Annotated in this window: 10 protein-coding genes and 1 riboswitch; of the genes, 2 read left to right on the top strand and 8 right to left on the bottom strand. The window is 55.3% G+C overall.

Features of this window, described 5'->3' with window-relative positions; translation table 11 throughout:
* Positions 1 to 10 precede the first annotated feature (10 nt).
* Positions 11 to 490: an invasion associated locus B family protein gene (locus ACR0AJ_RS16840; RefSeq protein WP_170352065.1), complete on the top strand. Its 480-nt coding sequence runs from the start codon at positions 11 to 13 to the stop codon at positions 488 to 490.
* Between the two features lie 61 nt (positions 491 to 551).
* Here the strand turns inward: ACR0AJ_RS16840 and thiC are convergent, their stop codons facing one another.
* Entirely contained in the window at positions 552 to 2,342 is a 1,791-nt protein-coding gene (gene thiC, locus ACR0AJ_RS16835) for a phosphomethylpyrimidine synthase ThiC (protein WP_480648276.1), read from the bottom strand.
* 108 nt (positions 2,343 to 2,450) lie between these two features.
* A riboswitch (TPP riboswitch) is annotated at positions 2,451 to 2,570 on the bottom strand.
* Between the two features lie 947 nt (positions 2,571 to 3,517).
* On the opposite strand from thiC, the gene ACR0AJ_RS16830 reads away from it, so the two are divergent.
* Complete coding sequence (locus ACR0AJ_RS16830; RefSeq protein ID WP_226688868.1) at positions 3,518 to 4,366, top strand: GlxA family transcriptional regulator; 849 nt, start codon at positions 3,518 to 3,520, stop codon at positions 4,364 to 4,366.
* On the opposite strand, the gene ACR0AJ_RS16825 is transcribed toward ACR0AJ_RS16830, so the two are convergent.
* Genes ACR0AJ_RS16825 through ACR0AJ_RS16795 form a run of 7 tightly spaced genes read right to left on the bottom strand, consistent with a single transcriptional unit; the run spans position 4,344 to position 11,815 of the window.
* Entirely contained in the window at positions 4,344 to 5,276 is a 933-nt protein-coding gene (locus ACR0AJ_RS16825; protein WP_480741404.1) for a 3-hydroxyacyl-CoA dehydrogenase NAD-binding domain-containing protein, read from the bottom strand. The two genes, ACR0AJ_RS16830 and ACR0AJ_RS16825, sit on opposite strands and share 23 nt — an antisense overlap.
* A complete protein-coding gene (locus ACR0AJ_RS16820) occupies positions 5,276 to 6,010 on the bottom strand; it encodes an SDR family NAD(P)-dependent oxidoreductase (RefSeq protein ID WP_170352069.1) in 735 nt (244 codons plus the stop codon). The genes ACR0AJ_RS16825 and ACR0AJ_RS16820 overlap by 1 nt, the downstream gene beginning before the upstream one ends.
* The gene (locus ACR0AJ_RS16815) at positions 6,010 to 7,428 is read right to left on the bottom strand and encodes an aminobutyraldehyde dehydrogenase (RefSeq protein WP_480741403.1); all 1,419 of its coding nucleotides are present in this window, start codon (positions 7,426 to 7,428) and stop codon (positions 6,010 to 6,012) included. The genes ACR0AJ_RS16820 and ACR0AJ_RS16815 overlap by 1 nt, the downstream gene beginning before the upstream one ends.
* 10 nt (positions 7,429 to 7,438) lie before the next feature.
* The gene (gene kce, locus ACR0AJ_RS16810; RefSeq protein ID WP_170393431.1) at positions 7,439 to 8,371 is read right to left on the bottom strand and encodes a 3,5-dioxohexanoate:acetyl-CoA acetone transferase; all 933 of its coding nucleotides are present in this window, start codon (positions 8,369 to 8,371) and stop codon (positions 7,439 to 7,441) included.
* Complete coding sequence (locus tag ACR0AJ_RS16805) at positions 8,371 to 9,165, bottom strand: SDR family NAD(P)-dependent oxidoreductase (RefSeq protein ID WP_170352072.1); 795 nt, start codon at positions 9,163 to 9,165, stop codon at positions 8,371 to 8,373. Before ACR0AJ_RS16805 ends, kce begins: the two co-directional genes overlap by 1 nt.
* Positions 9,162 to 10,697: a choline-sulfatase gene (gene betC / locus ACR0AJ_RS16800; protein WP_170393428.1), complete on the bottom strand. Its 1,536-nt coding sequence runs from the start codon at positions 10,695 to 10,697 to the stop codon at positions 9,162 to 9,164. Before betC ends, ACR0AJ_RS16805 begins: the two co-directional genes overlap by 4 nt.
* Positions 10,694 to 11,815, bottom strand: a complete 1,122-nt coding sequence (locus tag ACR0AJ_RS16795; RefSeq protein ID WP_480648283.1) for an aromatic ring-hydroxylating oxygenase subunit alpha — start codon at positions 11,813 to 11,815, stop codon at positions 10,694 to 10,696. The genes betC and ACR0AJ_RS16795 overlap by 4 nt, the downstream gene beginning before the upstream one ends.
* Positions 11,816 to 11,826 lie beyond the last annotated feature (11 nt).

The following is an 11,826-nucleotide window of genomic DNA, read 5'->3' as shown; positions in this document are numbered from 1 at the left end:
GGACAGCAGGATGAAAACTTGGATAAGCGCTTTGGGGGTCACATTGGGATTGGCAACTCCCCTTGCTGCGCAGGAAGGCGCAGCGCCGCCATGGTCGGTCAATTGCAGCAATCGGGCCGTTGGGTCCGAGTTGATCTGCGAAATGACCCAAAGCATCGTTTTGACCGAAAACAACCAAAGGCTTACGTCCATCGCATTTATAAAGGCTGCAGGTAAGGACGAGACTGAGACCGTGCTGACCCTGCCATTCGGTCTTTTGTTCTCGGAAGGGCTGGTTGCAAAGGTGGATGATGCCGAGGTCGCCCGTCTGGAGTTCCTGACATGCGAGGCACAAGGTTGTTTTGCCCGTTCGCCAGTTTCCCAGGAATGGATGTCTGCGATGCGGGCAGGTAATCAATTGCAGATCGACGCTAAAAACAGGGTCGGAGAGCCAATTTCATTTGGCTTCGATTTGACTGGGTTCAGCAAAGTATCCGATCTATTGCCCTGAGAGTAGTTTCCCTTCAATGCAAGAGCGTGCGGAGCCGAAAGGATCGGCTCCGCCGCGGTGTTTAGTTTTTCACGGGCATGTAAAGGTCGCCGCCTTCACGGAATTTGGCGGCCATGGCCTCCATCCCCTCTTTCTGCGCTTCAGTTCGAATGTCGTGGCTGATCCGCATCGAGCAGAATTTCGGCCCGCACATGGAACAGAAATGCGCCACCTTGTGCGCTTGTTTGGGCAAGGTTTGGTCGTGGAATTCCCGCGCCGTTTCCGGGTCCAGCGACAGGTTGAACTGATCTTCCCAGCGGAACTCGAACCTGGCGCGGGACAGCGCATCGTCACGACGTTGTGCGCCCGGCAGACCCTTTGCCAGATCAGCGGCATGAGCCGCTATCTTATAGGTGATAACCCCAGTTTTCACATCATCCCGGTCCGGCAGCCCCAGATGTTCCTTCGGCGTGACATAGCAGAGCATCGCACAACCAAACCAGCCAATCATCGCAGCACCAATACCGCTGGTGATGTGGTCATAGCCCGGCGCGATATCGGTGGTCAGGGGGCCAAGCGTGTAAAAGGGCGCCTCGTGGCAACACTCCAATTGCTTGTCCATGTTTTCTTTGATCTTGTGCATGGCTACGTGTCCGGGGCCTTCGATCATCACCTGACAATCCTTGGCCCACGCGATTTTGGTCAGCTCACCCAGCGTCTCAAGCTCGGCAAATTGTGCCTCATCATTGGCGTCGGCGATAGAGCCGGGGCGCAGACCATCGCCTAGGCTGAACGACACATCATAGGCCCGGCAGATGTCGCAGATTTCGTCGAAATGCTCATAGAGGAAGCTTTCCTTGTGGTGATGCAAGCACCACTTGGCCATGATCGACCCACCGCGCGACACAATACCGGTAACCCGTTTTACCGTCATCGGTACCATATGCAGGCGCACGCCTGCATGGATGGTGAAATAGTCGACGCCTTGTTCGGCCTGTTCGATCAGCGTGTCACGGAACACTTCCCATGTCAGGTCCTCGGCAATGCCGTTGACCTTTTCCAGCGCTTGATACAACGGCACGGTGCCAATCGGCACCGGGCTGTTGCGGATGATCCATTCACGGGTGTTGTGGATGTTGCGGCCGGTCGACAGGTCCATGACGGTATCAGCACCCCAACGGATCGACCAGACCATTTTATCGACCTCTTCTTCCATCGAAGAGGTCACAGCCGAGGTACCCATATTGGCGTTGATCTTGACCAGGAAATTACGCCCGATGATCATCGGTTCGCTTTCAGGGTGGTTGATATTCGCAGGGATAATGGCGCGACCAGCGGCGACCTCGTCCCGCACGAATTCCGGGGTCACATAATCAGGGATGTTTGCACCCCAATCATTGCCGTCGCGCTGTTCAACGACAGCCTCGCGCAGTTGGTTTTCACGGATGGCGATGAATTCCATTTCCGGGGTGACGATGCCGGCGCGAGCATAGGCCAGTTGCGTCACAGCCTTTCCATCCTTGGCGCGCAGAGGGCGCGGGCGCACAGGGAACTCGGGCGTTAGCCGATCACCTTCGACAAAACCGTTGTCTTCCGGTTTGATCTCACGTCCATCATATTCTTCGACATCTGCTCGAGCCTCAATCCACTTGCGACGCAGCGGCGCCAGACCTTGCCGAATGTCCGTCATCACCTGCGGATCGGTATACGGCCCTGAACTGTCATACACGGGCAAGGGTGGCTCCCCCGCCGTGGGGTGGACCGAAATTTCACGCATTGGCACGCGCACATCCGGGTGCACTGTGCCGTTTACATAGATCTTGCGCGATGCGGGCAGTTCACCGGCGGTGATTTTGGGGTTAGGGACGTTCATGTTGGTGCTCCTCAAGCAGTTCAACTTAAAAAGACACCAGATGAGTTTTGGCTTGGGGAAACGAGAAGGCAGACAGCCCCTGTTCGGAGTGCGCTTGCCCGGTATTGTGGCCTGCGCGCCCTAGCTTCCTACGCCAGTATCAACTGGGTCAGGTTCAAAGGGTCGCGTCGCCGGGCATTGCCCCGTCAGCCTCTCAGTCCCCTTGGTGGGACTCCCCTGCGTATAGGTGGTTTAGCTTGAGGTTCACGGCTTAAACAAGCACCAAAATTCATTTGTTTCAGATTTTCTCGAACGGCCGGGACCTTCCGTTCGGTGCAGCACGTCACCAGAAATACGGTCGCTATCTGATGTGCGGGCCGACCTATTCGACAGATACTCCGCACATCGACGGTAAGTTAAACGCTGTTATTTAACATAAGACGTATTATAGAAATATTGCCTCTTTTGAGGGAGAATTGTCGGAGTACGTAATTAATGAGACTTGTCTTCCCCATAATTCAACGACTTAAGATTTTCATGCATTTTGGTGGATTTCGCTGACTTGGACTTATCAAGCTTGTCTCAGACTGCAGCAATACGATCGTCGACTGCGACGCGCATTGGGAACTTCCGAGAGCGGACACAACTCGCAGACCGAAAGCTTCACAGCGTAAGGTTTTGTGCTGAACAATGTTGAGCGACTAAGTGCCCTGCCCTGATCACTTCCGGCCCTTACCGGACTTTAGTCGGTCGTTCAGCATTCTGCAGTGCGGCTCGACATTACGGACATTCGCTGCAAGTGCGCAATCAAAAGATGGGTGAATTTACAGTTTGCGGACGAAGCGGGCCTTCGTCAAATTTGCGCCAAGGTCTGCTTGTGGTGCTTCTAAACTACCGCAGGACTGCTTTCTGTCCCCGGCAAGCTGTTGGTTTTGGAGCTCCAAAAGACACCAAACAAATGAAAGAAAAGAAATCGATTTGATATTTTTGGACCATACTTTACAAAATCAGCCATGGCGAAATCAATTGATCAAACGTTAGGCATCGTAGTTTTGGTGAGCCCGCATTTCAATGTTTCGGCAACGACATCTTTCATCGATCCTTTTAGAACTGCGAATTACCTGTCAGGATTGGTGCGGTTTTCCTGGACCTATGTTTCGGAGGTTGGTGGTCACATCGAATCCAGCAGCGGCCTGGTGGTTGATACTGCTCCTTTGGCAAACGTGGTCAGGGGCAAGCCTTGGCTCGTTCTCGTAAGTACAAGCTGGACGCCTGAACGCCACGGGACACGCCAGTTCAAGGCGGCTCTTCAAAAATGGGATGCAGGCGGTGCAATAGTTGGTGGGTTGGATACGGGTGCAATTGTGCTCGCGCAGGCTGGATTGCTAAAGGGCAAAACTGCGACGGTCCATTATGAGCACATCGATGCCTTCGCCGAAATTGCACCGGACACGACGGTATCTGAGAACATGTTTGTAACAGATGGCAAGATCTTCACATGTTGTGGAGGATCAGCGGCAACCGACCTTGGTTTGAGATTTGTCCATTCCGTCGCTGGCGAAAGCATCGCAAACGCCTCAGCGCGGTATCTGTTTCACCATGATGTGCGTGGGGAAGGTCAGTCACAAAACCCCAAGGATGTGGAGCCGCTTGGGTATGTCACATCTGGCGTTGTCCGGGATGCGATCGACCTTATGGAAGCGCATTTGGAGACCACGTTGTCAATTCCCGCTATATCTCAACAGCTAGGCGTTTCGCAGCGGCAACTAGGCCGATTGTTCCGGCAGTATGTCCAAAAGTCACCCGTCGAATACTACCGAGATATCCGCCTTGATCGAGCGCGTGGCCTCGTCACGCAAACCGAGCTGAAATTCAGCGAGATTGCAGAGGCGTCGGGGTTCAACGGTCAAGTGCATTTCAGCCGCGCTTACCGCAACCGGTTCGGCCTGACGCCCACTGCTGATCGCATTGAAGGTCGTGTGCCGTTCGAGTTTCGCGCCTGGCCAATGTTCAAGCCTGACATTAGGTCCGAAGGTGTCTCGTAGCCTTCTGCATAGCTGTGAGCATCTCATCACGCCGCGCTGAGAGTTCCTCGGTGCTTTGCCCGTGTGCATGCGCTGTCATTTCATCGACCAGTTTTCTGATCACATCATCGTCTAAGCGTGGATCACCAAGATCGTCCCACCAGCTGTTGAACGTGTCTTTGAAGTGGTCACAAAAAGCCTGCAAACCGCCTGCGCCCGCGCCCAAGTGAAAAAGAGTGGTTGGCCCCATTGCGGCCCAACGCAATCCCGGTCCGGCCCACATCGCCTTGTCTATGTCTTTGACGCTGGCAACACCTTCAACGGCCATATGAACGGCCTCTCGCCAAACTGCGGCCTGCAACCGGTTGGCTACATGCCCCGGCATGCCTTTCTTGATGCGGATCGTGACTTTCCCGATGTCATTGTAGAACGCTTCTGTGCGGTCCAGAATGTCTGATCCGGTGGCCTTATTCGCTGTCAGTTCCACCAGCGGGATCAGATGCGGCGGGTTGAAGGGGTGGCCAAGAATAAGCGGCGCGGGATCGCGCCACCCTTCTTGGAGCGCTTCGAGCGTCAGACCCGATGTCGAGCTGGAGACAATTGCGTCAGCAGCCAGCGCGGGCTCAATCTCCGCATAGATTGCATGTTTGATGGGCAACCGCTCAGGCGCGTTTTCCTGAACGAATTGCGCCTCTGTGACGGCCTCGGCAGCGGTCGCCACAAAGGTGATGGCGTCAGGTGTCGCTCGCTCAGTTAGGCCTAGGTCTTCCAGCGCAGGCCATGCGTTTTCAACGTAGGAACGCACGGTGTTCTCAGCGTTTTCGTCAGGATCAAAGACAGTTACGTTCCGGCCCGAGGCGAGGAACAATGCGGCCCAGCTTGCCCCGATCACGCCGGCTCCAAGAATGGCAGTTCTTTCAATCTGAGACATCAGAACAACCCCGGATTAAGAGGAGAGGCCGCTGTCATGCCACCGTCAACAGTAAACAATTGGCCCGTTGCAAACGATGCATCGTCAGAGGCCAACCACAAAGCCATTGCTGCTATGTCAGCAGGTTTGCCAAAGCGTTTGACCGCGTGCCGTGCCAATGCGTCGGCTTTCGCTTTCTGAGGGTCTTGGGCAAGCTCAAACCCTGCATCTAGCATGCCGGTTTCAATCCAGCCCGGACAGATCGCATTGCAGCGAATTGCCGGTCCGTGATCAACCGCGATGGACCTGGTGAGCCCGTGCACAAAAGACTTTGACGCATTATAGAGTGCCATCGACGGGTCCGCGACATTGCCCGAGATCGACCCGAGGTTGATAATGGAGCCACCCTCCTGCATTTGCGGAATGAGTGCCCGGCAGACATTGAAAACGCCCTTTGCATTCGCTCCCATAACCAAATCCCAATCGGCATCAGTGCTGTCCACAACAGTCTTTTCAACCTGGACGCCAGCGTTGTTTACGATGACGTCCAATACACCCAGCTCTTGCGCAGCTTCGCCAACGGCGGCGGCATCTGACACATCCAAAGATATCCAATCAGTACTCAAACCATCCGGCTTTGGTCCCCGACCACAGGTGATAACGTCCGCACCTTCGGCCATGAAGGCCTCTACGATAGCGCGCCCAATGCCCTGCCTGCCGCCTGTAACGAAAGCGCGTTTGCCAGCCAACCGCATCAGTGCGCGACCATCACATGGCGCACGGCGGTATAAGCGTCCAAGGCGTAGACCGACATATCACAACCAGTGCCAGAGCTCTTCATCGCGGCCCAAGGCATTTCAGGCGTGGCAACACCATGCGTGTTCACCCACGTAAAGCCATAGCGCAACTTCGAAGACATCCGCATCGCGCGACCGGTATTGTTGGTCCAGACGGATGAGGCCAAACCAAACGGGCCTGCATTTGCCACCTTGAGCGCCTCTTCTTCGTCGCCAAACCGCGAGATGGTTACGACAGGACCAAAGATCTCGTTGCAGAATACCTCGGCATCATGCGCCACATTGATCAGCACGGTGGGTTCAAAAAAGAAACCTGGTCCGTCGATCATGTTGCCTCCCAATACAACGTCGCAGTTATCGCGCGCTCGGTCGACAAACCCCGCTACAGCGTTGCGTTGCGCGGCCGAGATGATCGGCCCCATTTCGGTGCCTTCGGCCTTTTGAGCCCCAACTTTGATCTGGCTGACCTGATCAACAACGGCGGCAACGACCTTGTCATAAACCTCATCAGCGACAAGCAAACGGCAGGGCTGTGCACAATCCTGACCGGCGTTGAAGAACGAACCATAGCGCACAGTTTCGGCAACCGCATCGATATCAGCATCGTCAAAAACAATGACCGGGGCTTTCCCGCCCAGTTCCAGATGCACATGGCGGATTTGACGAGAGGCTGCAGCCATCGCGGCAGAACCCGTCGCGTTGGAACCCGTGATCGAGATCGCCTCGGTCCGTGGATCGTTGATCATCTGCTCGCCAATCTCACGACCGGGGCCGTGCAGCACGTTTACCACCCCTTTGGGCGCAACACCTGCGATCAGCTCGGCGGCTTTCAGCGTGGAAAGCGGCGTCAGCTGCGAGGGCTTCAGCGTGACCGGGCAGCCAGCTGCCAATGGCGCTGCCAGTTTCCAGGCCGCCATCATCAGCGGATAGTTCCATGGCGCAATCGCGGCTACGGGGCCAACCGGATCTTTGCGGATCATGCTGGTATGACCGGCCACATATTCGCCCGCAGCAACGGCAGACATCGTGCGCGCCGCACCGGCAAAGAACTTGAATGTGTCCAGCGTCAACGGCATTTCGTCATCCAAAGCCGAGGGCCAGGGCTTACCGGCATCCAAGCTTTCCAGCTCTGCCAGTTCCTCGACATGCTCTTCCAAGACAGTTGCGATATTGGTCAAAAGCTCAGAACGTTCTGCAGGGCTGGTCTGGCCAAATGTCTCAAAGGCTTCGTGGGCCCCTGCGGCCGCAGCGCTTGCCTGTTCGGACGTCGCGGAATTGATCTTGCAAATCTCTTCGCCCGTGGCTGGGTTCACGACAAAGATCGGCGCTCCGCCCCCTTCAACCATTTCGCCATTGATTAACATCTTTGTCTGCATGTAATCCTCTCTAAAACCCAACCCGATCGCCGCCTTTTAGTGCGAGGCGTTCGCGTGCTTCTGCCGGTGTCGCAACTGAAAGGCCCAAATTTTCGATGATTGTGCGAATGCGGCTCACTTGCTCGGCATTCGATGTGGCAAGCTCTCCCTTGCCGATAAAGAGACTGTCTTCGAGCCCGACACGCAGGTTGCCACCGCGCATTGCGCTTTGTGTAGCGAAAGGCATTTGGTGCCGCCCTGCTGCCAGTACAGACCATTCATAGTTTTCAGCGCCAAAAAGTTTGTCCGCCGTATTGTGCATATGGGTCAGATGATCGGGGTCAGCGCCAACGCCTCCTAAAATGCCAAAGACCATCTGGATGAAGAACGGCGGTTTGATAAGCCCTTGATCCACGAACCATTTGACGTTGTAGAGATGGCCCAGATCATAGCATTCAAACTCAAACTTGGTGCCATGATCACCCCCCAGTTTCTCAATCGCATATCGAATGGTCTTGAACGTGTTGGGAAAAATGAAGTCTTCCGTCATCTCAAGGAATGGACGTTCCCAATCGTGCTGAAATTCCGTGTATTTCTGAAGCATCGGGAAGATGCCAAAGTTCATGCTGCCCATATTGAGCGAGGCCATTTCCGGGCTCGTCGAAGTCGCGGCCAACAGACGTTCGTCCATCGACATGCCCAATCCGCCGCCGGTTGAGACATTCACCACCGCGTCAGTGGATTGTTTGATCACAGGCAGAAATTGCTGAAACAATTCAGGTCTGGGATCTGGCTTGCCGGTCTCGGGATGTCGCGCGTGCAGATGGATGATAGACGCGCCAGCCTCTGCCGCTTCAATGCTTGCTGTTGCAATTTCGGCAGGTGTGATCGGCAGGTGGGGCGACATTGACGGCGTGTGAATGCCGCCCGTTGGCGCACAGGTGATGATGACTGACTTGGGCATTACAATTTCATCTGTTGCACTTGCGCAGACAGCCCCCCGTCCAAAACCCAAAGCTGACCAGAGGCATAGCGCGCCTCGTCGCTGGCCAGCCAATTGACCAGATTGGCAATGTCCGTTGGCGTTCCGTAGGTACGCATCGGGTGCACGTCTCGGACAGCTTTTTGAAGTGTTTCGATGTTGCCCCCCCCGCCGCCAGATCCGTCACCGTTGAAGAAACTCTGCAGCATCGGAGTATCAATATAGCCGGGGCAGATCGCATTGACGCGGATACCCTCAGGGCCATGGTCGCAGGCCATTGCCCGGGTTAGCGCATGCACCGCCCCCTTGGTTGCACAATAAGCGGCAAGGCCGGGGTCAGCGATGAACCCATCGTAAGACCCAAAGTTGATCAAGCTAGCGCTGTTGCCAGATTTCGCGGCTTCGCGCATCAATGGAATGGCGTATTTTGAGGTTAGAAAAGTACCCGTGGAATTCACCGCAAAGCTTTGGTTCCATTCCTCCAGCGTGGTGTCTTCGACCGTCTTTTCAATCTCGATCCCTGCCGCGTTCACCAAGACGTCAAGCTTGCCATGAGCGTTGCGGACCTGATCCATCGCGGCGATTGCGTCCGCCTCCTGTGTTACGTCGAGCTTTACAAAGTGGCTGCCGTCATCGTCATGCCTGTCCAGTGACCCTTCGAGCGTCAGGTCTGCGGCGTAAACTGTCGCACCTTCTTTGACGAAACGCGCCACAATCGCACGTCCGATTCCACCCCTTGCCCCTGTAACAAGGGCAATTTTTCCATTCAGCATCATTGGTATTGGTCCTTCAATGGGGGATAACGGTAACGCTTGGCCGCAATGGTCCAATCCATATCGTTACGCACATATTGCTTGCTCGCGTCGGATGGTGGGTTGTAGTCCCAAGGCACACTTGCGCCTGCTTCCATCGCGGCATGCAGCGCGCGGCGGGATTTTTGGGTTGCAATGATCTTTGTACGCAATGCCTTGCCATCCCACCGCGCGGCTACTTCATCAGCAAAGGCTTGAGCGGCCTCATTGTAACTGAGGTCGGAGGCCAGATTTCTTGTCTCCAACGGATCAACGCTCAGATCATACAGCTGTGGTGGATCGCTATCGCAGTGGATGTATTTCAATGAACCACGCCGGATCATGATGACGGGAAAGCCCGTCATTTCAGCGCAATACTCGCCGATTGCCTCATCAACGGGGTCGTCCTCGCCCCGCGCCAAGGGCATAAGGCTTCGGCCATCTATAGGTTCGCCGATCATGCTTTCACTACCGCCAGCGATCTCAATAAACGTCGGCAACATATCCACGAGCGACACAGCGTTTCGCGCTGTCCCAACCGCCACGCCAGGTCCCGCCATGACCAACGGCACGCGGGCCGAATGTTCAAAGAAATTCATCTTGTACCACAGCCCACGTTCGCCCAGCATGTCGCCGTGATCTGCCGTGACGATCACGATTGTATTGTCCAGTTCTCCAATCTCTTCGAGCGTTTGAACCTGTTCGCCGATCTTGCTGTCAAAGTAGCTGACATTCGCCAGATATGCGCGGCGCGCGCGGCGCACCTCTTCCTCTGTCAGCGGCACATAGGACGCTTCGATCCCATCCATCAGGCGGCGCGAGAACGGGTCCTGATCATCCAAAGCAGGCGTAAAGGCCGGCATGTCGATGTCGTCGTCTGAATAGAGGTTCCACCATTCGGGGCGGGCGACATATGGATCATGCGGATGAATGAAGCTGGCAACCATCGCAAAGGGCGCATCATGCCCTAGCGCTTTGTCACGTGCCGCATCGAAAAGCCACCGTTTGGCGGCAAAGCCAACCTCATCATCGTAATCAATCTGGAACGTCGCATGCGCCAGACCGCTTTCCTTGACGGTCTGCATGTTATGATACCACTTATCGATCCGCTCATCGGGGGCTTCCCAGTCGGGCGTCCATGCAAAGTCCGACGGGTAAATATCGGTCGTCACGCGGTCTTCGAACCCGTGCATCTGATCAGGGCCGACAAAGTGCATCTTACCTGACAGGCACGTGCGATAGCCCAGCGACTTTAGGTAATGCGCGAAGGTAGGAACAGACGCCTTGAATTCTGATGCATTGTCATAGGCCGCGATACGGGAGATGTGTTGGCCCGACATAAAGGCGAACCGCGACGGCGCGCAAAGCGGCGAATTACAATAGGCCGCATCAAAGCGCATCCCGCGCGCCGCTAGCGCATCAAGATGCGGGGTCTTGGCAACCTTATGTCCGTAGGCCCCCGTGAAATGCGGGGCCAACTGATCCGCCATGATCACAAGGATATTTGGCCGCGTCACGTTGCACCCCTGGCGTAGGCATCCAGAACCAGCCCATGAAAGTGATGCACCGCATGCTCGGATTTGCCCGACCCATCCGGGTCATTGACGATCCTGCCTTGGGTGAAAGCAGGTGTGCTCATACCGCGCTGCACGGATTCGACAAGACTGATGTCTTCAACCTGCAGCACCTCATCCAAATAGCGAATGGCATCCAGCTCCATCGCGTCGGGCTCAGGCGTTTCGAGGAAAAAGTCATAGGTCTCCAACGTCCGGTCCGGCCCGACAGGGATGACGTTGAGCACGATCATGCTGGACCGACCCGGATACCGCATCAGACAAGTTGTCGGATAAAGCCACCAAACCGCATGGGTTTTGACCGTAGCGTTCGACACGTCATATGCGGCATTGGGGCTGTTTCCCGCATCGGCCATGTGACTGGAATAAATGCCATAGGTTGTGACCTTGTAAGTATCCATGTCAACAAGATCACAGAAATCCTTATGCGCCGTCGGGCAGTGATAACACTCAAGAAAGTTATCAACGACGTTCTTCCAGTTTGATTTGATGTCATAGGTCAATCGGTGCCCGAAGGTCAGTTGATCCACGTCCGGTGCCCAGTGGCGCACTTCAGTTTCCAGATTGCCTGACTGCTGCGCCAAAGAGGGTGCCTTTGGGTCCAGATTGACGAATACAAATCCGCAAAACTCTTCGACTTGCACCGCGTCGAGGCTAATCTCATCGGTGCGAAAATCTTCTAGGTTCTCGGTGTGGGGCGCGCGGGCCAACTGCCCGTCCAACTTGTAAACCCAAGCATGGTAAGGGCACATGATCCGAGTTGTGTTTCCTTCGCCAGAAAGCAGTTCGTGGGCGCGGTGCTTGCAGACGTTGTAGAAAGCGCGCAACGTGCCCTCCTTGTCGCGCACAACGGCAATAGGCTTCCCTGCAATCTCGATTGTAACGTAGGACCCTGGCTCGCGGGTTTTTTCCACATGACAGACCCACTGCCAAGTCTTGGATATGATGACCTTGAGATCAGCGTCAAACCACTTTTCTTCCGTGTAGGCCTCCGCTCGCAGTGAACTGGAACGCGATGGATCGTGATCATAGCCAAGAGAAATCGTATCAGAATCTGTCATGTGGTTCCTCC

This window comes from Ruegeria sp. CJ9, assembly GCF_056536625.1.
This window is presented reverse-complemented; position numbering and strand designations above follow the sequence as displayed.